17 protein-coding genes are annotated in these 23,243 nt (G+C 69.8%); 13 read left to right on the forward strand and 4 right to left on the reverse strand.

What is annotated here, in order from left to right; translation table 11 throughout:
* The first annotated feature begins 211 nt into the window (after nucleotides 1-211).
* The 3 genes from ABZ348_RS07640 (at nucleotide 212) to ABZ348_RS07650 (ending at nucleotide 3,421) form a co-directional block, all read left to right on the forward strand.
* A complete protein-coding gene (locus ABZ348_RS07640; protein WP_358930361.1) occupies nucleotides 212-1,624 on the forward strand; it encodes an FGGY-family carbohydrate kinase in 1,413 nt (470 codons plus the stop codon).
* 8 nt (nucleotides 1,625-1,632) lie between these two features.
* Nucleotides 1,633-2,697 (forward strand): glycerophosphodiester phosphodiesterase family protein, encoded by a 1,065-nt coding sequence (locus ABZ348_RS07645; protein ID WP_358930362.1) that lies wholly within the window; start codon nucleotides 1,633-1,635, stop codon nucleotides 2,695-2,697.
* Nucleotides 2,698-2,785: 88 nt separating this feature from the next.
* On the forward strand, nucleotides 2,786-3,421 hold the full coding sequence (locus ABZ348_RS07650; RefSeq protein ID WP_358930364.1) for a superoxide dismutase: 636 nt from the start codon (nucleotides 2,786-2,788) through the stop codon (nucleotides 3,419-3,421).
* A 153-nt stretch (nucleotides 3,422-3,574) separates the two neighbouring features.
* Here the strand turns inward: ABZ348_RS07650 and ABZ348_RS07655 are convergent, their stop codons facing one another.
* A complete protein-coding gene (locus tag ABZ348_RS07655) occupies nucleotides 3,575-4,210 on the reverse strand; it encodes a DsbA family protein (protein ID WP_358930366.1) in 636 nt (211 codons plus the stop codon).
* 179 nt (nucleotides 4,211-4,389) lie between these two features.
* Here ABZ348_RS07655 and pepN (ABZ348_RS07660) point away from each other — a divergent pair, with 179 nt between their 5' ends.
* Together pepN (ABZ348_RS07660) and ABZ348_RS07665 are read left to right on the forward strand one after the other, a co-directional pair.
* A complete protein-coding gene (gene pepN / locus ABZ348_RS07660) occupies nucleotides 4,390-6,975 on the forward strand; it encodes an aminopeptidase N (RefSeq protein ID WP_358930368.1) in 2,586 nt (861 codons plus the stop codon).
* Nucleotides 6,976-7,240: 265 nt separating this feature from the next.
* Nucleotides 7,241-8,245 (forward strand): hypothetical protein, encoded by a 1,005-nt coding sequence (locus ABZ348_RS07665; RefSeq protein ID WP_358930369.1) that lies wholly within the window; start codon nucleotides 7,241-7,243, stop codon nucleotides 8,243-8,245.
* 11 nt (nucleotides 8,246-8,256) lie between these two features.
* Here the strand turns inward: ABZ348_RS07665 and ABZ348_RS07670 are convergent, their stop codons facing one another.
* Complete coding sequence (locus ABZ348_RS07670) at nucleotides 8,257-9,531, reverse strand: serine hydrolase domain-containing protein (RefSeq protein ID WP_358930370.1); 1,275 nt, start codon at nucleotides 9,529-9,531, stop codon at nucleotides 8,257-8,259.
* Nucleotides 9,532-9,848: 317 nt separating this feature from the next.
* Between ABZ348_RS07670 and ABZ348_RS07675 the strand changes: the two genes are divergently transcribed.
* The 7 genes from ABZ348_RS07675 (at nucleotide 9,849) to ABZ348_RS07705 (ending at nucleotide 20,584) form a co-directional block, all read left to right on the forward strand.
* The gene (locus ABZ348_RS07675; protein ID WP_358930372.1) at nucleotides 9,849-13,181 is read left to right on the forward strand and encodes a S8 family serine peptidase; all 3,333 of its coding nucleotides are present in this window, start codon (nucleotides 9,849-9,851) and stop codon (nucleotides 13,179-13,181) included.
* 276 nt (nucleotides 13,182-13,457) lie between these two features.
* On the forward strand, nucleotides 13,458-14,486 hold the full coding sequence (locus ABZ348_RS07680) for an aspartate-semialdehyde dehydrogenase (RefSeq protein WP_358930374.1): 1,029 nt from the start codon (nucleotides 13,458-13,460) through the stop codon (nucleotides 14,484-14,486).
* A 294-nt stretch (nucleotides 14,487-14,780) separates the two neighbouring features.
* Nucleotides 14,781-17,363, forward strand: a complete 2,583-nt coding sequence (gene pepN / locus ABZ348_RS07685; RefSeq protein ID WP_358930375.1) for an aminopeptidase N — start codon at nucleotides 14,781-14,783, stop codon at nucleotides 17,361-17,363.
* Nucleotides 17,364-17,762: 399 nt separating this feature from the next.
* Complete coding sequence (locus ABZ348_RS07690) at nucleotides 17,763-19,208, forward strand: ATP-binding protein (protein WP_358930378.1); 1,446 nt, start codon at nucleotides 17,763-17,765, stop codon at nucleotides 19,206-19,208.
* Nucleotides 19,205-19,621, forward strand: coding sequence for a roadblock/LC7 domain-containing protein (locus ABZ348_RS07695; RefSeq protein ID WP_358880831.1), 417 nt, complete (start codon nucleotides 19,205-19,207; stop codon nucleotides 19,619-19,621). The genes ABZ348_RS07690 and ABZ348_RS07695 overlap by 4 nt, the downstream gene beginning before the upstream one ends.
* Nucleotides 19,618-19,974 (forward strand): DUF742 domain-containing protein, encoded by a 357-nt coding sequence (locus ABZ348_RS07700; protein WP_358930380.1) that lies wholly within the window; start codon nucleotides 19,618-19,620, stop codon nucleotides 19,972-19,974. Before ABZ348_RS07695 ends, ABZ348_RS07700 begins: the two co-directional genes overlap by 4 nt.
* On the forward strand, nucleotides 19,955-20,584 hold the full coding sequence (locus tag ABZ348_RS07705) for an ATP/GTP-binding protein (protein ID WP_358930381.1): 630 nt from the start codon (nucleotides 19,955-19,957) through the stop codon (nucleotides 20,582-20,584). Before ABZ348_RS07700 ends, ABZ348_RS07705 begins: the two co-directional genes overlap by 20 nt.
* A gap of 244 nt (nucleotides 20,585-20,828) precedes the next feature.
* Here the strand turns inward: ABZ348_RS07705 and ABZ348_RS07710 are convergent, their stop codons facing one another.
* On the reverse strand, nucleotides 20,829-21,905 hold the full coding sequence (locus tag ABZ348_RS07710) for an EamA family transporter (protein WP_358930383.1): 1,077 nt from the start codon (nucleotides 21,903-21,905) through the stop codon (nucleotides 20,829-20,831).
* Between the two features lie 253 nt (nucleotides 21,906-22,158).
* On the opposite strand from ABZ348_RS07710, the gene ABZ348_RS07715 reads away from it, so the two are divergent.
* Entirely contained in the window at nucleotides 22,159-22,635 is a 477-nt protein-coding gene (locus tag ABZ348_RS07715) for a MarR family transcriptional regulator (RefSeq protein WP_358930385.1), read from the forward strand.
* A 316-nt stretch (nucleotides 22,636-22,951) separates the two neighbouring features.
* Here ABZ348_RS07715 and ABZ348_RS07720 read toward each other — a convergent pair whose 3' ends face one another.
* A complete protein-coding gene (locus tag ABZ348_RS07720; RefSeq protein WP_358930387.1) occupies nucleotides 22,952-23,185 on the reverse strand; it encodes a hypothetical protein in 234 nt (77 codons plus the stop codon).
* Between the last annotated feature and the right edge of the window lie 58 nt (nucleotides 23,186-23,243).

Raw genomic sequence — 23,243 nt, forward strand, 5'->3', positions numbered from 1 at the left:
AGCCGAGGGTCTGTTGGGGGGCCTTCGGCCCCGGCCCCGCACCCCTTGCCGTCGCCCTTGTCCTCCCGGCGCCCTTGCCCTCCCGGCGCAGGTGGCGGTCGGCGTTCGGGTGCAGGGCCGGCCAGGGGACAGTTCGGGCGCGGGTCCGTGCCCGGGGCGTGCCGTCGGGGAAGACTCACGCACGGGACCCAATGGATTCGGGAGGGGCGCGATGGCGGCTTTCATCGGGATCGACGCGGGCACGTCCGCGGTCAAGGCCGTCGCCTTCGACGAGCACGGCCAGCCCCTGCACACCGAATCGCGCCCGCTGCGCCTCGACATCCAGGGCGGGCACGTCGAGCAGGACATGGACGAGGTGTACGGCGCCGTCCAGGAGGTCACGGGTGCGCTGACCGCACGCATCGGACGCCCCGCGCTCGTCGGACTCACCGGACAGGGCGACGGGGTGTGGCTCGTCGACGAGTCCGGGCGCGGCGTGCGCCCCGCGATCTCGTGGATGGACGGACGGGCCCGGGACCTGGTCGAGGAGTGGCAGGCCGCGGGGATCGTGGACACCGTGTACCGGCGCACCGGGAGCGCCCTGTTCCCCGGCTGCCCCGGCCCGGTGCTCGCCTGGCTCGACCGTCATGAGCCGGCTTCGCTGGATGCGGCAGCCGCGGCCGTCGCCTGCAAGGACATGGTCTTCCAACGGCTCACGGGCGTACGGGCGACGGACGTTTCCGATGCGTCGATGCCGTTCCTCGACCCCCGCACCCGCGACTACGGCGACGAGGTGGTGGCCGCGCTCGGGCTCGCCCACCGCCGCCGGTTGCTGCCCGCGATCAGCGACCCGATCGCGGTGGCGGAACTTCCCTCCGGCGCGCCCCTCACCAGCGGCCCCTACGACCTGGCGGCCTGTGCCGAGGGCGCGGGGGTCACATCCGCCGGCGACGGACTGCTGATCGTGGGCACCTGTCTGGCCGCGCTCGTCGTCACCCGGGACCTGGACCTGGCCGGGGAGCCCGCCGGGCTGCACATCTCCACCGACCGGAAGGGGCAGTGGCTGCGGGCGATGCCGGCGATGGTGGGGACGGCGGCGCTCGACTGGGTGCTCGGCATCACGGGCGTGTCGCATGCGGAGGTCGACGCCGTACTGGACGCGACGGGCCCCGGTGCCCGTGGGGTGCGGGCCCTGCCGTACTTCGCGCCGTCCGGGGAGCGGGCGCCCTTCGTGGAACCGCGGCTGCGGGCCCAGTTCACCGGGGTGTCCCTGGAGACGTCCCGCGAGGACCTGGTGCGGGCGGTCTGCGAGGGCATCGGATTCGCCGCGCGGCACTGTCTGGAGGCGGCGGGGCTGACCGGTTCGCCGACGCTGTGCGGGGGCGGAACCCGGTCCTCGGCGTGGACCCGGCTGTTCGCCGACGTCCTCGGGCGGCCGTTGCGCATCGCCGAGGGCGAGGTGGGGGCGCGGGGTGCGGTCCTCACCGCTGCGGGGCGCTGCGGCCGGGAGGTGGACACGGCGGAGTGGACCGCCCCGGTGGAGGTGGTGGAACCGGACCCGGCGCGGGCGGTGTTCTACGCGAAGGCGTACGAGGACCACCTGGAGCAACTCGCCACGGCGCGCGCCCTGGCCCGAGCCTCCTAGGTCCCGGGGTGGCGATCGTCCCGGGGCGGCGTTCGGTGCTCCTGGCCGGGGCGGCGGCTGCCACCCGAACGGACCGGGCACGGGCGCACGGCCATCAGCGCCGGCCCCTGGTCATCGGGCACCGCGGGGCGCCGGGCTGGCGCCCCGAGCACACCGCCGAGTCCTATGCACTGGCCGCGGCCGTCGGGGCGGACTGGCTCGAACCGGATCTGGTGGCGACCGGGGACGGCGTCCTGGTGGTGCGGCACGAGAACGAGATCTCGCAGACGACGGACGTGCGCGAGCATCCGGAGTTCCGCTCCCGGGAGACCAGCAAGCTCATCGACGGCCGCCGGGTGCGCGGCTGGTTCACGGAGGACTTCACCCTCGCCGAACTCGGCACCCTGCGCGCCGTCGAGCGGCTGCCGCTGCTGCGCAACCGCAACACGGTCTTCGACGGACGGTCACCGATCCTGACCTTCCAGCAGGTCATCGACCTCACCCGGGCCCTGGCCCGCCGACATCGCCGCCGCATCGCCCTGTTCCCCGAACTCAAGCACCCCGGGTACTTCCGCTCCATCGGGCTGCCGTTGGAGCCGGAGGTGGTGCGCACCGTTCGGCGCAACCGGCTCGGTCCCGCCGAGTGCACCCTCCAGTCGTTCGAGCCCGCCAGCCTGCGCAGGCTCGCCGCGGCCGGGCTCGGACTGCCGCTGTGGCAGGCGCTGGGGACCACCGGCGGGCCGTTCGGCCATGACACGACATACGCCCGGATGGCCACACCGGACGGGTTGCGGGAGATCGCGCGCTACGCACGGTGGATCGGCCCGGACAAGACATCGCTGCTGCCGCCGTCGCCCCTGCTGTCGGACGCGCATTCTCTGGGGCTGCGCGTGGGCGCGTACACGTTCCGGGCGGAAAACGCCTATCTGCACGGCGACTTCCGCAGACGGGGTGCGGCCTCGGAGTTCGGTGACGCATTCGGTGAGTACGCCCTGTACTACGGGCTCGGTGTGGACGCGGTGGTCACCGATTTCCCCGATCTGGCGGTGCTCGCGAGGGGCGGTACGGCACCCATGACGGCACCAATGACCTAGGTCCAATGCCTGATCTGCAAGGGCCCCATGCTGCTGCTAACGTGCACTTGCATAAGATGCGCAATAAGCAGTCGGAGGGACCGGAGCAATGGCCATCTACACACTTCCTGATCTGCCGTACGACTACACCGAGCTCGAACCGGTCATCAATCCGCAGATCGTCGAGCTGCACCACGACAAGCACCACGCCGCTTACGTCAAGGGCGCCAACGACACCCTTGAGCAGCTCGCGGAAGCCCGCGACAAGGAGTCCTGGGGGGCCATCAACGGCCTGGAGAAGAGCCTCGCGTTCCATCTCTCCGGACACATCCTCCACAGCATCTACTGGCACAACATGACCGGAGACGGTGGCGGCGAGCCGCTGGAGAAGGACGGCGTCGGCGAACTGGCGGACGCCATCGCCGAGTCCTTCGGCTCCTTCGAGAAGTTCAAGGCCCAGCTGACGAAGGCGTCCGCGACGACGCAGGGCTCGGGCTGGGGCGTACTCGCCTACGAGCCGGTCAGCCGCCGCCTGATCGTCGAACAGATCTACGACCACCAGGGCAACGTGGGCCAGGGCTCGGTGCCGATCCTGGTCTTCGACGCCTGGGAGCACGCCTTCTACCTCCAGTACAAGAACCAGAAGGTCGACTTCATCGACGCCATGTGGGAGGTCGTCAACTGGCAGGACGTGGCCAAGCGCTACGCCGAGGCCAAGGACCGCACCCCGCTCATCGCCCCCTGATCGCCGCACCCAGCCGGGCCCCTCGCGGGCCCGGCCACGCGTCCTGCTCGTGATCGTCTTCTCACCCTTCACGGCAGGCGGAAAAAGAGGAAGTGCCCCACGAGGACGTGACTCGTGGGGCACTTCCGTTCCCGGCGGACGGGTTCGCCTACGTCAGTCGAACGACGGCTCGGCCGTACGGGTCCGCTTGATCTCGTAGAAACCGGGGATCGACGCCACCAACAGCGTGCCGTCCCAGAGCTTCGCCGCTTCCTCCCCCTTGGGCGCCGGAGTGACCACCGGGCCGAAGAAGGCGATCTGCTCGCCGTCCGCGCCGGGCACCGCGATCACGGGCGTGCCGACGTCCTGGCCCACCTTGTCGATGCCCTCCTTGTGGGAGGCCCGCAGCTCGGTGTCGTACGTGTCCCGCTCCGCGTAGTCGGCCAGCTCCACCGGCAGGCCCACGTCCTCCAGGGCGCCGACGATCGCCTCCCTGCTCGGGCCCTCACCGCGGTTGTGGAAGCGGGTGCCGAGCGCGGTGTAGAGGTCGCCGACCACCTCGGGGCCGTGCAGTTCCCGGGCGGCGATGACGACCCGCACCGGGCCCCAGGCGTTCTCCAGCAGCTCGCGGTACCCCTCGGGCAGCTCGTCGAGCCGGTCCTCGTTCAGTACGGCGAGGCTCATCACATGCCAGCTGACCTGCACATCGCGGACCTTCTCCACCTCCAGCATCCAGCGGGAGGTCATCCAGGCCCAGGGGCACAGCGGATCGAACCAGAAGTCCACCGGGGTCTTGCCGTTCTCGGACATGCATCTCCTCATCGGGACACCACAGAACAAACACAGAACAACTCAGCCGAAACCTCAAAGCAACGCGCCGGGCGCTCGAACGCGACAACACGGCCGCCCGTCGACCGATTCCCGGGATACCGGCTGCCAGGTGCGCATGGCAGGATCGCTCCTGTCCAACGAGCGACGAAGGAGTGCCCGTGCCCGGTGAGAACCTGTCCCGCGACGAAGCCCGTCAGCGGGCGGAGCTGCTGTCCGTCGACGGATACGAGGTGAGTCTCGACCTGCGTTCCGCCGTCGACAGGGAGCGGGAGGACTCGGCGGAACCGCACACCTTCCGATCGGTGACGACGATCCGTTTCCGCAGCGGGCAGGCGGGCGCCTCGACGTTCGTCGACCTGATCGCCCCGTCCGTCACCTCTCTCACGCTGAACGGCACCGCCCTGGACCCGGCCGCCGTCTTCGACGGCTCCCGGATCGCGCTGGAGTCGGTGGCCCGGGACAACGTCCTGGTGGTGGACGCCCAGTGCGCCTACAGCCGCACCGGCGAGGGCCTGCACCGGTTCGTCGACCCGGAGGACGGCGAGGTCTACCTCTACACGCAGTACGAGCCGGCCGACGCCCGACGCGTCTTCGCCAACTTCGAGCAGCCCGACCTCAAGGCCCCCTACCGGCTGGAGGTCACCGCCCCCGAGGGCTGGACGGTCTGGAGCAACAGCCCCGCCGAGGACCCGTCGGCCGGTGCGAAGGACGGCGTGTGGCAGTTCGCCGCCACCAAGCCGATCTCCACGTACATCACCGCCGTCGTCGCCGGCCCGTACCACTACGAAACCGATCTCTACACCCGCGAGCTCCCCGATGGGACCGTGCTGGAGATCCCGCTGGGGGCGATGTGCCGCAAGGGGCTCGCCCGGCACTTCGACGCCGACGACGTCTTCCTCATCACCAAGCAGGGCCTGGACTTCTTCCACGACCGGTTCGACTACCCGTACCCGTTCGGCAAGTACGACCAGGCGTTCGTGCCCGAGTACAACATCGGCGCCATGGAGAACCCGGGGTGCGTGACCTTCCGGGAGGAATACATCTTCCGGGGCCAGGTCACCCGCTCGTCCTACGAGCGCCGCGCCAACACCATCCTCCACGAGATGGCGCACATGTGGTTCGGCGACCTGGTCACCATGGTCTGGTGGGACGACCTGTGGCTCAAGGAGTCGTTCGCGGACTTCATGGGGTCGTACGCGATCGTCGGCGCCACCCGCTTCACCGACGGCTGGATCACCTTCGCCAACAACCGCAAGGCATGGGCCTACCGCGCCGACCAGTTGCCCTCCACCCATCCGGTCACGGCCGACATCCGCGACCTGGAGGACGCCAAGCTGAACTTCGACGGCATCACCTACGCCAAGGGCGCCTCCGTCCTCAAGCAGCTGGTGGCCTACGCCGGAGAAGAAGCGTTCCTCGAAGGTGCCCGTCGCTACTTCAAGCGGCACGCCTACGGCAACACCCGGCTCACGGACCTGCTGTCCGTGCTGGAGGAGACCTCCGGGCGGGACATGGCGGCCTGGTCGCGCTCCTGGCTTGAGACCTCCGGCGTCAACGCGCTCACTCCGGTGACGACCTACGACGCGGCCGACAGGATCACCGAACTGGCGATCGTCCAGGACGGCGACGTCCTGCGCCCCCACCGCGTGGCCGTCGGCCTCTACCGGTACGAGGGCGCGGAAACCGGCCTGGTCCGTTACGCCCGGGCCGAGGTGGATGTGACGGGCGCCAGGACCGTCGTCACCGAGCTCGCCGGCACCGAGCGACCCGAACTGATCCTCGTCAACGACGACGACCTCACCTACTGCAAGATCCGCTTCGACGAAGGCTCGCTGGAGACCCTGCGCGCCCACCTCGGCGACATCGCCGACCCGATGGCGCGCGCCCTGTGCTGGTCGGCCCTGTGGAGCCTGACCAGGGACGCGCTGGTCCCCGCCCGAGACTTCATCGACCTCGTCCTGCGGTTCGCTGGGCGCGAGAGCGACATCGGCGTCCTCCAGATGCTCCACACCTGGACCCACACCGCGCTCGTCCACTACGCGGCGCCCGCATGGCGCGAGGAGGGTGGACGGCTGCTCGCCGAAGGCGCCCTGCGGGAGCTGCGCCTCGCGGAGCCGGGCAGCCAGCACCAGCTGACCTGGGCACGGTTCTTCGCCGCGACGGCCCACTCGACCGCCGACCTCCAACTGCTGGAGGGGCTCCTCGCGGGGACGGCGAAGATCGACGGCCTGGAGGTGGACCAGGAGATGCGCTGGGCGTTCCTGGAGCCGCTCGCCGCCGAAGGAGTGGCCGACGCGTCGGCGATCGCGGCGGAGCTGGCCCTGGACGACACCGCATCGGGCAAGCGCCACGAGGTCCGCTGTCTGACCGCCCGCCCCTCGGCCGAGGCGAAGGCCGAAGCCTGGGCGAAGATGGTGGAATCGGACACGCTCTCCAATGCGCTGGTGGTGGCGACCATCTCCGGTTTCGCCCAGTCGGGGCAGCGGGAACTGCTGGAGCCCTACACGGCGAAGTACTTCGAGGCGATCGAGCGGGTGTGGCAGGAGCGGTCCATCCAGATCGGGATGGACGTGGTCCGCGGGCTGTTCCCCGCCCTCCAGGACGCCGATGCCACGCTGGCGGCGACCGACGTATGGCTCGCGGCGCATGAGTCCGCGCCGGCGGCGCTGCGCCGACTGGTGCTGGAAGCCCGGGACGACCTGGCCCGCGCGGCCCGCGCCCAGGCCCGGGACGCCGCATCCTGACCGCGTCCTGACCGCGCCCTGAGAGGGCGTTCTTCGGACCGATTCTCAGACCGGGGGCGCACCACCCGATGCGGTGGTGCGCCCCCGGTGCTTTGTAGCGCGAGGAGCACGACGGACACCTGCTCGCGCCCCATCCAAAGGCCGAAGATCAGGTCTTCTACCTCGGCAGTCGAACAGCCGTACTTTAGGGCTACCTTGTCCAGAAATGTCGACGAAATGGTAACGGCGTGTTAGCTCACCCACCCAGGATGGGCATTCCCGCAGCATGAACGCCTTCCCGCAGCCCCAACTGGCCGACCTCAAGCCCCGCCTCCTGTCCACGCCCCAACTCCGGGACCACGGCGTCTCCCCCGCGCAGGCCGCCGCGCGCAGTCGTCCCGGCGGCCCGTGGCAGGCACTGCTGCCGGGGGTGTACCTCCTGCACTCCGGCACGCCGACCAGCGAGGAGCGGCTGCACGGCGCCCTGCTCTACGCCGGACGGCCGGTGATCCCCGCACAGGCCGAGCACGGCACCGCTCCCCCGTACGGAAACGCCCTGATCACCGGGATGGCCGCGCTCGCGCTGTACCAGTTCACCAGCGCACCGCCCCTGACCGGCGTCGAACACATCGACGTACTCGTACCGCGGACCCGTCGACTGCGCTCCACGGGGTGCGCCCGCATCGTACGGACGCACTCCCTGCCGCTGGCCGAAGAGGTCACCGGGCTGCCGATCGCACCGGTGGCCCGCGCCCTGGCGGACGCCGTCCGGAGCCTCGCCGACCCCGGTCTCGTACGCGTCCTGCTGACCGAAGCCGTGCAGGACAGGCACTGCGACCCGGCCTCGCTCGTCGCGGAGTTGAGCCGGGGGCGGCTGTTGGCGCTGCCGCATGTGGCGGACGCGGTCGACTCCCTACTCGCCGAGGGGCGTTCCATCGCCGAGCAGCGGCTGTACGACCTGGTGCGGGCCTACCAGTTGCCCGATCCGCTGTGGAACGTGGACCTACGGCTGCCGGGCGGACCGCAGTTGGGCGGCGTGGACGTCTACTGGCCCGACCAGGCCGTCGCCGTGGAGCTCAACACCCGGGCCCCAAGTCAGGACGAGGACGCGACCTGGTCGGAGCACGCCCGCAAGCGGGAGCACCTGGAGCGGCTCGGGATCACCGTGGTCCATCTGACGCCGCGGAACCTGCGGGACTCGCCCGAGCAGCAGGCGATGGTGGTCCAGACGGCCCTGACCGCGGCGGGAGACCGACCTCCCGCCGCCTATGTGGTGGTCCTGCCCCGGTGAGCCCCTGCCGGTCAGCGACAGAACTCGGCCTCCAACACGGTGTCGCGGTCGCCCAGCCAGTCGCCGTTGAAGTTCATCGCCAGCGAATGGCCACCGTCCTCGGTCACGGCGGCCCTGCTGTTGGAGCCGTGGATGCCGCCGCCATGGCCCCAGACCTCCTTGCCGCAGCTCAGCTTCTGACTCATCAGACCGAGCCCGTAGCCGTACCGCGGCTGGTTGGGGTCGACGGCGACGGTGTCGGTGAGCGCCTTCTGTTGCTTCGGCGGCAGCAGGGCGCCCTTCAGCAGCGCCCGGTAGAAGCGCTGGAGGTCGGCCGAGTCGGAGATCATCTCGCCCGCGGCGTGGGCCGCCGAGGGGTTGAGTTCGGTGACGTCGTGGATCTCGGTGGCGGCCGGATCCTGGGAGAGCTTGGAGTACGCGCGGCTCGCCGGGCGCGGCACCCGCGGGTCGGTGCCCGGCACGGAGGTGGCGCGCAGGCCCAGGGGGCGCAGGATCCGGCGTTCCACCTCCCTGCCGTAGGGCCGGCCGGTCGCCTTCTCGATCACCAGGCCCGCGAGGACGTAGTTGGTGTTGGAGTAGTGCCAGTCGGTGCCGGGGGCGAAGTAGGGCGCGTGTCGCAGGGCGAGGTCGACGAGTTGGCGCGGCTGCCAGGTGTCGTACCGGTGCTGGAAGAAGCCGTCGCCGAAGACCTTCTGCTGGAACTCCGGGTCTTCGGTGTAGTTGTAGATGCCGCTGGTGTGGTTGAGCAGTTGCCGCAGGGTGATGCGGCGGCCGTCGTGCCCGTGGCCGCTGACGACTCCGGGGAGCCAGCGGTCCACGGAGTCGTCGAGATCGAGCCGTCCCTCCGCCTCCAGTTGGAGCAGGACGGTGGCGACGAACGTCTTGGTGATGGAGCCGACCCGGTAGCGGTCCGCCGCCTGGCGCTCCCGGCCCGTGCGCAGGTCCCCCACGCCCGCGGTGCCGCTCCAGGGCCCCCGTCGGTCGTGCGCCTGGGCGACGATTCCGGGCACGCCCGCACGGACCACGGCCTCGATGGCCCGTTGGGTGGCGGAGTGGTCACCCCGGGCTGCGGTGGCGGTCGACGCCGTTCCCGCGGGGGACGCCGTCGCACGCGTCGTGAGGCTCGCCGTGAGGCTCGCCGTGAGGGCCGTCGTGGGGGTCGTGGTGAAGGTCGTCGTCGATGCGGTCGGGAGGGTGGGCGATGCGGCGGCGGGTGCCACCAGGGCTCCGGTGGCGGCGATCGCCACCACCGCGACCAAGGCGTTTCGGGCCGTCTGTGTGTGCATGGCAGCTCCTGTAGTCGACTGCGATCAGCCGTAGGGACTCGGGTAGGGATCCCGGGAGTTGCGCTGGAGTGGAGAGTTGAGCCGCTTTCGGCCATTCCATACGCACACGACCCTACCGGCCGGTAACACCCTGTTTGTTCCCGGTGGCGCATCCTCCCCCGTGGCGGGTTGGCGCCATCGTCGCATTCGGGAGCCGGTTAACCCTCCCCAAACCACCATGGCGTACGAAAGGCTGAGCGGTCATCCGGCACCGAAATCCGGACTGACTAACCGTCAAGCTGTTTGCAACAGGGAAAACGTCTCTTTCACCAACAGGGATGCTGATGACCCCCGAATCCCAGAGCCCCATATCCGGGAGCTCCGTGCCTGGGCACAGACGCGTCGCCCGCGTCGCCGCTGCCGCCTCACTGGTGGCAGCTCTGGTGGCGGCAGGCACCGCACCGGTGTTCGCCACCACCACCCCCGCCACCGACCCGGGCAACACCTCCGGCGTCCAGGCCAAGGCGTCCGACAAGATCGGCGCGGCCGACGAGGAGCTGCTCGCCGAGGCCGAGGCCAAGGGCGACAAGACCGTCACCGTCATGGTCGCCACCACCCCCGGCGCCACCGAGCAGGTCAGCGGCCAGCTCGACGCGGTCCCGGGCGCCACGGTCGGCAAGACCTACGACAAGCTCGGCTATGTGCGCGCCACGCTCCCCACCGGCAAGGCGGAGGCTGCGCTCGCCTCGGCGGCCAAGCTCTCCAGCGTGGTCGGCATCGACCTCAAGCACGAGATCAAGCTGGACGACCCCACCCCGGGCGCCGACCGGGTGAAGGCCGCGGGCAAGGCGGCCAAGCAGACCGCGGCCCAGCCCGCTCCGGACAAGAACACGCCGGCGAAGAACCCGTACAACCCGTCCTTCGAGACGGGCGCGGTCGACTTCGTCAAGGAGAACCGGAAGTTCGACGGTCGCGGTGTGACCATCGGCATCATGGACTCCGGCATCGACGTCAGCCACCCGGCGCTCCAGAAGACCACCACCGGCGAGCGCAAGATCGTCGACTGGGTCACGGCGACCGATCCGGTCCTGGACCGCGACAACACCTGGCGCCAGATGCAGCTCGGCGTCAAGGGCCCGACGTTCGCGGTCAACAGCCGTACGTACGCGGCCCCCACCGGTGACTACAAGTTCAGCATCTTCTCCGAGAACGCCACCATCGGTGGCGACATGAACGGTGACCTGAACCGCGACGGCGACACCACCGACCAGTGGGCGCTGCTGTACGACCCGACCACCCGGACCGTCCGCGTCGACCTCAACAACGACGCCGACTTCACCAACGACACCGAGATGAAGCCGTACCGCAACGGCTTCCAGATCGGGTACTTCGGCAAGGACGACCCGGCCACCCCGGTCGCCGAGCGCATCCCGTTCGTCATCGAGGTCCGCGAGGACGTCGTCCATCCGACGACCGGAGTCGTCGCCGACTACGTCAACTTCGGCATCATCGAGGGCTCGCACGGCACCCACGTGGCCGGCATCACCGCCGCCAACGGTCTGTTCGGCGGCAAGATGAGCGGCGCGGCGCCCGGCGCCAAGCTGGTCTCGTCGCGCGCCTGCACCTGGACGGGCGGCTGCACCAACATCGCGCTGACCGAGGGCCTGGCCGATCTGGTCATCGAGCGCGGCGTCGACATCGTCAACATCTCCATCGGTGGGCTGCCCGCGCTCAACGACGGCGCCAACGCCCGTGCCGAGATGTACAACCGTCTGATCGACCTCTACGGCGTCCAGCTGGTCATCTCGGCCGGCAACGACGGCCCCGGCGTCAACACCGTCGGTGACCCGGGCGTCGCCCACAAGGCGATCTCGGTCGCGGCCTCCATCACCAAGGAGACCTGGGCGTCGAACTACGGCTCGGTCGTCACCAAGAAGAGCGCGCTGATCCCGTTCTCCTCCCGCGGCCCGCGTGAGGACGGCGGTTTCACGCCGACCATCACCGCCCCCGGTGCGGCCATCAACACCACGCAGACGTGGACGGCCGGCGGCCCGGTCGCCGAGGCCGGCTACGCGCTGCCGCCCGGCTACTCGATGATGCAGGGCACCTCGATGTCCTCGCCGCAGGCCGCGGGCGCCGCCTCGCTGCTGCTGTCGGCGGCCAAGCAGCGCGGTGTCGAACTGACCCCGGCGAAGCTGCGCACCGCGCTCACCAGCACCGCGAAGAAGATCTCCGGTGTGAAGGCGCACGAGCAGGGCGCCGGCATGGTCAACGTCGTCGGCGCCTGGGAGTCGATCCAGAACGGGGCGACGGCACACGAGTACAGCGTCAAGGCCCCGGTCGACACCTCGATCGACTTCGCGCTGAAGACCCCCGGCTTCGGCACCGGTCTGTACGACCGCGAGGGCGGTCTGAAGGCCGGCCAGTCGAAGACGTACGACATCACCGTCACCCGGACCACCGGTCCCCAGGGCGCGCTCTGGCACAACCTGGAGTGGAAGTACAACGACGGCAAGGTCTTCCGCCTGCTCGGCGGCGACCGGGTCCGGCTGCCGCTGAACCAGCCCGTCACCGTCACCGTCCAGGCCCGTCCCAAGGCCGGCGGCGTCCACAGCGCCATCCTGGAACTGGACGACCCACGCACCGAAGGCGTGGACAAGCAGGTCCTGTCCACCGTGGTGGTCTCCACCCCGGTCACCGGTCCTTCGCACAAGCTGTCGTACGCCGACACGGTGCAGCGCAACAGCCACAAGTCCTACTTCGTGACCGTGCCGCAGGGCGCCAAGTCGCTTGAGGTCGCCCTCGGCGGTCTGGCGACCGGCAGCCAGACCCGGTTCATCTCGATCCACCCGTACGGCGTGCAGATGGAGAACAGCTCCACGATCTTCTGCTACCCGAACTACAACAACCCGGCGAACACCTGCCGGCCCGACGTCCGCTCGTACGCGAACCCCCAGCCGGGCGTCTGGGAGATCGAGGTCGAGTCGCGGCGGACCTCGCCGCTGCTGGACAACCCCTACGAGCTGGACGTGACCCTGCTGGGCGCCACGTTCGACCCGGCCGTCAAGACGGTCCCCGAGGCGAAGGTCGGCACCCCGACCCCCGTCGAGTGGAAGGTCAACAACGATCTCGCCGCCCTCACGGGCAAGCTGGTCGGCGGTCCGCTGGGCACCGAGGTCACCGCCCGGCCGACGATCCTCAACCACGAGCAGAAGACGACCCGCGTCACCATCGGCGAGGGCGTGGAGCGCTTCGAGGTGGCGATCGGCAAGGTCTCCAACACGGCAGCCGACCTCGACCTGATCGTCCGCCGCGGTGCCGCGGTGGTCGCCCAGTCCGCGGACGGCGACTCCGAGGAAGCCGTCACGCTGCTCAAGCCCGCCCCCGGCGTGTACGACATCGTGGTCGACGGCTACTCGGTTCCCGGCACCGCCGGGGTCGAGTACGACTACCGGGACGCCTACTACGCCCCCTCGCTGGGCGAGCTGAAGGTCGACGGCAGCCAGCAGATCACGCTGGGCACCGGCGGCACGGCGCAGGTCTCGGCCGAGGTCGTGGTCAACAGTGGGGCGCCCGAGGGACGCAAGTTCTTCGGACAGGCCCAGCTGGTGAACACCAACGGCGCAGCGGCCGGAGCGGGGAACGTGGTGATCGAGAAGGTCACTCCGTAACCGAGGGTTCCACGAGGTGATGTGAGGGGCGGGCGTCCGGAAGACCGGAGGCCCGCCCCTTCACCGTGCCCCGCCCCTTCGCCGCGCCTCGCCCCTTCGCCATCCCCTGCGCCTTCGTCGTGCGCCGCTCAGGGGCCCGGGCGGCATGGCCTACGTCACACGTCCCAACCATTGGACAATGGACTGGACAACCGGGCCGTGGACATACGCATCATGGACTTGGTCCCCGTGGCCACAGACACCTTGAACAGGCAAGCAGGCAAGAAGGAGACGTCCGTGAGGGTCGGTATCGTCGGAGCCACCGGTCAGGTCGGCACAGTCATGCGCAGGATCCTCGCCGAGCGGAAGTTCCCCGTCGACGAGTTGCGGCTGTTCGCCTCCGCCCGGTCGGCCGGTTCCACCATCACGTGGGAGGGTCGGGAGATCACCGTCGAGGACGCCTCCACCGCCGACTACTCCGGGCTGGACATCGCCCTGTTCTCCGCGGGCGGCGCCACCTCCCGTGCGCTGGCGGAGAAGGTCGCGGGCCAAGGCGTGGTCGTGATCGACAACTCGTCCGCCTGGCGGCTCGACCCCGAGGTTCCGCTGGTCGTCTCCGAGGTGAACCCGCACGCGATCAAGGACCGGCCCAAGGGCATCATCGCCAACCCGAACTGCACCACCATGGCCGCCATGCCGGTGCTCAAGCCGCTCGCCCTGGAAGCCGGGCTGAGCGCCCTGATCGCCACCACCTACCAGGCCGTGTCCGGCTCCGGGCTCGCCGGGGTCGCGGAGCTCGACGGCCAGGTGAAGCAGACCATCGACAGGGCCGCCGAGCTCACCCACGACGGCGAAGCGGTCGACTTCCCCGAGCCCGCGGTCTACCAGCGCCCCATCGCCTTCAACGTGGTCCCGCTCGCGGGCAACCTCGTCGACGACGGCTCGTTCGAGACCGACGAGGAGCAGAAGCTCCGCAACGAATCCCGCAAGATCCTGGAGCTGCCGGAGCTCAAGGTGTCCGGCACCTGTGTGCGCGTCCCCGTGTTCTCGGGCCACTCGCTCCAGGTCAACGCCCGCTTCGACCGTCCGCTGAGCGTCGAGCGCGCCCGGGAACTGCTCAAGGACGCCCCCGGCGTCGAGCTCTCCGAGATCCCCACACCGCTCCAGGCCGCCGGCAGGGACGCCTCGTACGTGGGTCGCATCCGGGTGGACGAGACCGTGGAGCACGGCCTCTCCCTGTTCCTGTCGAACGACAACCTCCGCAAGGGCGCCGCGCTCAACGCGGTGCAGATCGCGGAACTGGTCGCCGAGGAACTTCGCGGCTAGGTCGTTCGTCGTTTGGAGCAAGGCCCCGTCCGGTGCCCCGGGCGGGGCCTTTCGCATGTCGCCCGGAGCTTCGGGCCGGGCGATCGGGGGCTCAGCCGCCCCGGTCGGGCAGGTCGTCGTGCGGGCTGGGCAGCCACCTGGGCGGCACGGGGCCGAGCCGGTCGGAGGAGATCGTTCGCCCAGGTCAGGTGCTCCACGGCCAGCGGCGGGAAACTCCGGCCTGTAGAGCGCCCCCGCATGGAAGGATGACGGCAAACGTCACGAAAAACTTCAGAAATGCAAGGAGACACCAGCGTGCCTGGCACGAATCTGACCCGCGAAGAGGCGCAGCAGCGGGCGCGCCTGCTCACCACCCATGCGTACGAGGTCGACCTCGATCTGAGCGGGGCGCAGGAGGGTGGCACCTATCGGTCAGTGACCACCGTGCGCTTTGACTCCGCCGAGGCACATGCGGAGACCTTCATCGACCTGGTCGCCCCCGCGGTGCACGAGGTCGTGCTGAACGGCAGGTCGCTCGATGTGGCGTCCGTCTTCCGTGATTCGCGGATCGAGCTGAAGCACCTCCACGAGGGGCCGAACGAACTGCGCGTGGTGGCGGACTGCGCCTACACGAACACGGGCGAGGGTCTGCACCGCTTCGTCGACCCGGTCGACCAGCAGGCGTACCTGTACACGCAGTTCGAGGTGCCGGACGCCCGTCGGGTGTTCGCCAACTTCGAGCAGCCCGATCTGAAGGCGACCTTCCAGTTCACCGTGAAGGCCCCCCAGGGGTGGACGGTGATCTCCAACTCTCCGACGCCCGTGCCGGCGGGTCCCGAGAACGACGTCTGGACCTTCGAGCCGACGCCGCGGATCTCCACGTACATCACGGCCCTGATCGTCGGCCCGTACCACGCGGTGCACAGCTCGTACGAGAAGGACGGGCAGTCCGTCCCGCTCGGCATCTACTGCCGTCCCTCGCTCGCCGAGTACCTGGACGCGGACGCGATCTTCGAGGTCACCCGGCAGGGCTTCGACTGGTTCCAGGAGAAGTTCGACTACGCGTACCCGTTCGCCAAGTACGACCAGCTCTTCGTGCCGGAGTTCAACGCGGGCGCCATGGAGAACGCGGGCGCGGTCACCATTCGCGACCAGTACGTCTTCCGTTCCAAGGTGACGGACGCGGCGTACGAGGTGCGGGCGGAGACCATCCTGCACGAGCTGGCGCACATGTGGTTCGGCGACCTGGTCACCATGGAGTGGTGGAACGACCTCTGGCTCAACGAGTCGTTCGCCACCTACACCTCCATCGCCTGCCAGGCCGCGGCGCCCGGCTCGCGCTGGCCGCACTCGTGGACCACGTTTGCCAATTCCATGAAGACCTGGGCGTACCGGCAGGACCAGCTGCCGTCCACCCATCCGATCATGGCGGAGATCCGCGACCTCGACGACGTCCTCGTCAACTTCGACGGCATCACCTATGCCAAGGGCGCTTCCGTACTGAAGCAGCTGGTGGCGTACGTCGGCGAGGACGAGTTCTTCCGCGGGGTGCAGGCGTACTTCAAGGCGCACGCCTTCGGCAACACCCGGCTGAGCGATCTGCTCGGCGCGCTGGAGAAGACCTCGGGCCGCGATCTGACCACCTGGTCACAGAAGTGGCTCCAAACGGCGGGGATCAACATCCTGCGGCCGGAGATCGAGGTGGACGGCGCGGGGCACGTGACGTCCTTCGCGGTCCGCCAGGAGGCGCCGGCACTGCCCGTGGGTGCCAAGGGCGAGCCGACGCTTCGCCCGCACCGCATCGCGATCGGCTGCTACGACCTCGACGCGGACGGCAAGCTGGTCCGGACCGACCGCATCGAGCTGGACGTCGACGGGGAGCTGACGCCGGTCCCGTTCCCCGACAACACCCCGCGACCCGCGGTGGTGCTGCTCAACGACGATGACCTGTCGTACGCGAAGGTCCGGCTCGACGAGCAGTCCCTGAAGGTGGTCACCGAGCACCTGGGCGACTTCACCGCATCGCTGCCGCGCGCCCTGTGCTGGGCGTCGGCGTGGGACATGACCCGCGACGGCGAACTGGCCACCCGCGACTACCTGTCGCTGGTCCTGTCGGGCATCGGCAAGGAGTCCGACATCGGCGTGGTGCAGTCGCTGCACCGGCAGGCGAAGCTGGCGATCGACCTCTACGCGGCTCCCGAGTGGCGGGAGACGGGCCTCACCCAGTGGACCGACGCCACCCTGGCCCACCTCCGGGCCGCCGAGGGGGGCAGTGACCACCAGTTGGCGTGGGCGCGGGCCTTCGCGGCGACCGCCCGTACGCCCCAACAGCTTGACCTGCTGCGGGCGCTGCTGGAGGGCAGCGAGACCATCGAGGGCCTGGCGGTCGACACCGAACTGCGGTGGGCGCTGGTCGAGCGGCTGGCCGCCACCGGAGTGCTCGACGAGGACGACATCGCCGCCGAGTACGAGCGGGACAAGACGGCGGCGGGCGAGCGCCACGCCGCCACCGCGCGGGCGGCGCGACCGACCGAGGCGGCCAAGGCAGAGGCGTGGGCGTCCGTGGTGGAGGGCGACAGCCTGCCCAACTCCATGCAGGAGTCGGTGATCCACGGCTTCATCCAGACCGATCAGCGCGAGCTGCTCGCCCCGTACGCCGCGAAGTTCTTCACGGCGGTCAAGGGGGTCTGGGAGTCCCGCAGCCATGAGATGGCCCAGCAGATCGCGGTGGGGCTCTACCCCTCGCTCCAGGTCTCGCGGGCCACGTTGGACGCCACGGACGCCTGGCTGGAGTCGGCGCAGCCGAACGCCGCGCTGCGGCGGTTGATGTCCGAGTCGCGGGCGGGTGTGGAGCGGGCGCTGAAGGCGCAGACGGCGGATGGAGCCGCGGCTTCCTGACGCCTCACCGTCTGGTGAAGGGCCGTGGCCCGGGGATCCACCCCGGGCCACGGCCCTTCGGTGCGTCTGAAGGGGTCGCAGACGCACCCGGGCCGACCGATTTCACTCGCCGGGGTTTCCATCGCACGCCCATCCGGTAGCTGTCCGTGCAGGTGGCGGGCCATGGGAGCGGTTTCTTCCGCGCACAGGGGGTGGCTTTCCCCCCGACTCTGCCCATAAGTTGGCCTAAAATCGCCCATCCAAGGCTTGGAGCCCACGACACGGGCGTCTTCGCCAAATTCGAGCGCATACATCCCGCCAAATATGCTGACCCGCCGTCACCACCCGTAACCGCACGGGGATATGCTCCCCGACTGATGTCATTTTGATCATTTCCGTTCCGATGGTTTGAGGGTGCTGATGGTTCGACAGGAAACGTCGACCGGAAATCCGCGGCCCGCAGCTTCCCTTGTGTGGCTCGTGCCCGTCGTCATCACCGCCGCCGCCGCGGCAACCGCAGCAGCCCTGGTCTCCTCCTCGGCGCGCACCGCTGTGATCTGGGTCGATGTGATCGCTGTGGTCGCGATCGCCATCTCTTGTGCGGAAACGGTGCGCCGCGGCCGACGGGTGACCCTGCTGAGCGTGCGGCTCTCCCAGCGCGAGGCCGCGCTGGCGAGGGAGCAGGCCGAGACCACACGTCTGGTGGTCGAACTGCTGCCCCTGGTCGTCCAGCGACTGCGCAAGGGCGAGTTCCCGGAGGACATCCTCGATTCCCTCCATACCTCGGCCGAACACCAGGCCGTGCTCAGCTCGGTCCTCGACGCGGTCGTCAAGGAGGAGGACCTCCGCGAGTCGGCCCAACGCGCCTTCGTAAACATCGCCCGTCGAGTCCAAGCCATCGTCCACCAGCAGGCACAGCAGCTGCGGGAGATGGAGGACCGGCACGGCAAGAACCCCGAGGTCTTCGGCGATCTGTTGCAGATCGACCACGGCACCGCCCTGATCGGTCGGCTCGCCGACTCCATCGCGGTGCTCGGCGGTGCGCGCCCCGGCCGCCAGTGGAGCAGGGCCGTCCCCCTGTACAGCGTGATGCGTGGCGCGATGTCGCGCATCACCGACTACCAGCGGGTCGAACTGCACTCGGTCGCCGAGGTCGCCGTCGTCGGAACCGCCGTCGAGCCGTTGATCCACGCACTCGCCGAACTGCTCGACAACGCCACCCGCTACTCGCCGCCCCAGACCAAGGTCCATCTCACCGCCCTCGACGTGAACTCCGGCATCGCCGTGGAGATCGAAGACGGCGGGGTCAGCATGAGCGAGGAGGCCCGCCAGCGGGCCGAACGGATGCTGCGCCAAGCGCAGGAGGGCATCGATGTCAACGACCTCGGAGAGACGCCCCGCCTCGGTCTCGCCGTGGTCGGCCGGCTCTCCCAGGCATACGGCTTCCAGGTCTCGCTGCGCTCGTCCGCGTACGGAGGGGTGCGCGCGGTGCTGGTCGTACCCAAGGACCTGATCACCACCATCTCCTCGGCCACCGGACTGGCGCACGGCATCGGTGCCACCTCGGGCCCTCGCCCCACCAGCGCACCACTTCCCGCGGAACGGCCCGTACGCGTCATCCGACAGGCAACCGGGCCCACCATGGCGGACTTCACCACGACCGAAGAAGAACTCCCGGTCATCACGGAACGGACGGCGACCGGGCTGCCCCAGCGCAGGCGCAAGGCCCCGAGCGCGGCGCCGGCCGCCTCGGAGCAGGAGTCGGAGTCCATACCCGCGGTACAGCCCGGCATGTGGCTCGCGGCGTTCCAGAACGGCCTGGCCGGTGAGGCCAATCAGACGAACAAGGGGAGTACGCAGCCATGATTCAGCAGCAGTCCAACCAGACCAACATGGACTGGATGCTCAAGGACTTGGCGGAAGGCGTACCGCAGACCCGGCATGTGGTCGTGTTGTCAGCGGACGGTCTCCGGATGGCCCAGTACGGCGCCGACAACGACACCGCCGACCGACTGGCCGCCGCCTGCGCGGGACTCCAGAGCCTGGCCGGCGCCGTCGCCGCCGAACTCCCGGGCAGCGACGGCCGGATGCACCTGGTCGTCATCGAGATGACCGGCGGCTTCTTCTACTTGATGGCGGCGGGCGCGGGCGCGTTCCTGGCCGTCCTGGCCGATGAGGGCGTCGACGCCGGACTGATGGGCCAGCAGATGCGCGACCTCGTGCTGCGCATCGGCGAGCACCTGAGCACACCGCCGCGTCAGGACAGGCAGTCCGCGTGAGCAAAGCGGGGGACTGGGAAGACAGCAGTCCCGAGCGGCTGTATGTCATCACCGGCGGGCGCAGTGGTGCGTCCGTGCCGGCAACGCTCGACCTGGTCACGCTGATCGTGGCCAAGTCGGGCCCCCGGCACGGAATGCAGCCGGAGCAAGCCGCCATCATCCGACTGTGCCAGGCGCCCCTGTCGGTCGCCGAGATCTCCGCCTACCTGGGACTCCCGGTGAGCGTGGTCACCGTTCTGCTCAGCGATCTCCTGATCGACAATCGGGTGATGGCACGCGCGCCGGTCCAACCGGCCCTACTTCCCGACCGCGCATTGATTGAGGCAGTGATCGATGGACTTCAGAAGCTCTGAGCAGACCCTCGGGCCGCGCAGCGAGGACGTGTTGCCGGAGACCGCCACCGCTGCGGTCAAAGTGGTCATCGTGGGCGGTTTCGGGGTGGGCAAGACCACTCTGGTCGGCTCGGTGTCCGAGATCCGACCGCTGACCACGGAAGAGACCATGACCCAGGCGGGGGTCGGCGTCGACGACACCCAGGGCGTGGAGCGCAAGACGTCGACGACCGTCGCCATGGACTTCGGCCGGATCAGCATCAACGAGGAGTTGGTGCTGTACCTGTTCGGCACTCCCGGACAGCAGCGGTTCTGGTTCCTGTGGCGCGGGCTGTTCGAAGGGGCGTTGGGTGCGGTCGTCCTGGTCGACACCCGTCGGCTGGAGGTCAGTTTCGATGTCATCGGACGGTTGGAGGAGCGTCGGGTTCCGTTCGTCGTGGCCGTCAATTCCTTCCCGGACGCGCCCCACTACCCGCTCGACGAGATCCGGGGCGCGCTGGACCTGCCCGACTCGGTGCCGCTCGTGGAGTGCGACGCCCGGTTGCGGGGGTCCAGTCGGGACGTGCTGATGACGTTGATGCGGTACTTGCAGACCCTGGCGGTGTCGTCTGCGGCGACCGAGGCGTCCTGACGGGGAACGATCCGCCGGCGTGAGCGTCGCGCACCGAAGACCGACCGTGCCGAGGGCCGGTGGTACCCAGGGTCACTGCAACACCGGGTAGCACCGGCCCTCGGCCGTGCGTCGACGCCGTACGGCCGGGCCCGCCCCGGCCCACCGGGTGTCCGGGCCGGTTGACGTTCAGGACGCCCGGGTGGCCGCGTGTGTGGTGCTGGTACCGCTGTTGTGGCGGTGGCACCCGTGCCCGCCCTGGACTTCATCGCCTCGGTTCGGGGACCGCCGTGGTGGTCGCTGTGGGGTCGTACGAATGCTCCGGCTCGGCTTGCTGGGCTACTGCGGCTTGCTGGACTTGCTGGACTTGCTGGACTTGCTGGGCTTCTTCGGGGAGGCGCCCGTCCGTTACGGGCGGGCGGCGATCGGCGGGGATGGAACGGGCAGCCGGCGGACCGATCGGGTCGAGGGCGGTCATTTCCACCGTGGTGCGCCGTGGGTTGCCCTGCCCCAACAGCGTGGCGCCGAACGCCACCACCATGCCGACGAGTTGCACCGGGGTGAGCGACTGCCCCAGCGCGGCCCATCCGATGACGGTCGCGGTGAGGGGCGACAGCGGGCCGAGCAACGTCGCCGACGTGGCCGACAGGCGCTCGATGCCCCGGAACCAGAGCCAGTAGGCCAGGGCGGTGTTGATCAGGGCCAGATAGAGGTAGCCGACCAGTCCGCGTGCGTCGAATGCCGGCGGCGCCCCCTCGACCAGCAGGGCGAGCGGTGCGATCAGCACCCCGCCCGCGGTGAGCTGCCATCCGGTCATGGCCAGCGGCCCTACCCCTGCCGGCCGCCCCCACCGCTTGGTGAGGACCACCCCGGCGGACATCGAGGCGGCGCCGGCCAGCCCGGCGAGCACCCCCACGAGATCGAAGGCCGCCCCCGCCTGGAGCACCACCAGGCTCACCCCGAAGGTCGCCGCTATCGCGGTGAGCAGGGTTCGGACGGTGGGCCGCTCGCTGAGCAGCAGTGCCGCGAGGCCCACCGCGAACAGGGGCCCCACCGATCCGACGACGGCGGCGACCCCGCCAGGAAGCCGATAGGCGGCCAGGAAGAGCAGCGGGAAGAACGCTCCGATGTTGAGCGCACCCAACACCGCCGCCTTCCACCACCAGGCCCCGCGCGGCAGGACCCTGGTGAAGGCGAGCAACAGGAGACCCGCGGGCAGCGCCCTGAGGAGTGCGGTGAACAGGGGCCGATCGGGAGGAAGGAATTCGGTCGTGACCACATAGGTGGATCCCCAGGAGACCGGGGCGAGCGCAGTGAGGGCGACGACGGCGGCGCGGTTCATGGGGTCCCTCTCCAGCAGACGGATATATAGCTTACGCGTAAGCTACTTAGTCGCGAGTTACTTAATTGCCCTCAACCCAAGCCGGCCGGATACTGTTCCCATGGAATCGTTGCCTCCGCCACACGCCTCTCAGAGCCCTCCGTCCGAGAGCGCTTCAGCCGCGGGCAGCACCGGCCGGGTACGGGCCACGCCAGCAGGGACACCGAGCGGATCCGAGGCGTCGCTGAGCGCTCACAGTCCCCGCACGGATGCGGTGGACGCGATCACCGGACAGTGGGCTCTGGTGCGCCCGGACCTCGACACCGTGCCCATGGCCGTCTACGGCCGGATCTATCGGATCGCGCGGGCCATGGGCGAGCTGGTCGAGAAGGAGTACGCGCGCTTCGGCGTTTCCCGGGGCGAGTTCGACGTGCTCGCGACCCTGCGACGCGCGGGCGAGCCGTACACCCTCTCCCCCCGGGATCTGTCCGCCACGTTGATGTTGACCACCGGAGGGATGACGGGGCGGCTCGACCGTTTGGAAAGGGCCGGGTTGGTCACCCGCAGCCCCTGCCCCGACGACCGGCGCGCCCTACGGGTGACGCTCACCGACCGCGGACTGGAACTGGCCGATCAGGCCGTCACGGCAGGGCTCGCTCGCCAACACGAAATGTTCGGAGCGGCCCTGGAGCCGGCGGAGGCCGAGGAGTTGGGAGCGCTGCTGCGCAAGCTGCTCGCGGTGCACGAGTAGGGAACAACCGGGGCACGACCACCCGTGCCCGCTGACGACGCCGGGGCTGGGCACCGGTCGGGCAGACAGGACCTGGGCGCGTTGTCTGCCCGGGGCCGGACGCCTCGGTTCCGTACGCCGGGGCTCACCGTGCCGCGGATCCGTCGCGCACACCGGTCCGGGCGGCACCGGTCGGGCACACCCGGTCTGGGCCGCACCGGTCGGGCACCCCGGTCCGGGCGGCACCGGTCGGGCACGCCAAAGGCGCCCTGGGGTATGCGCGGTCAGAAACGCACGTCCCGGAGCGCCCGAGGAGATTCTGTGGCGCAGCCGCCGGTCAGACCTGCGGCTTCCGCGACTTGTCGAGCACGATGACCAGTCCGGCGATCACCAGGAAGATGACCAGCGGGGCGACGACGAAGAGGCCGAGGGTCTCGACCACGCTCAGCCGCGGGGCCGGGTCATCGCCGTCGTCGCGCGTCAGGGCGAGCGCGGGCGACGACAGGAGCAGCATCATCAGCGTCGTCCCGGCCATGACGGTTCCGGCGCGCATAGCGTTCTTCTTGTCCACGGGGCCAACGTAGCGAACGGCCGATCCGGCCGCGCGCCCGGGGTGCCGTACGGGGCAT

The organism is Streptomyces sp. NPDC005963 (assembly GCF_040638655.1).
Taxonomy (GTDB): domain Bacteria; phylum Actinomycetota; class Actinomycetes; order Streptomycetales; family Streptomycetaceae; genus Streptomyces.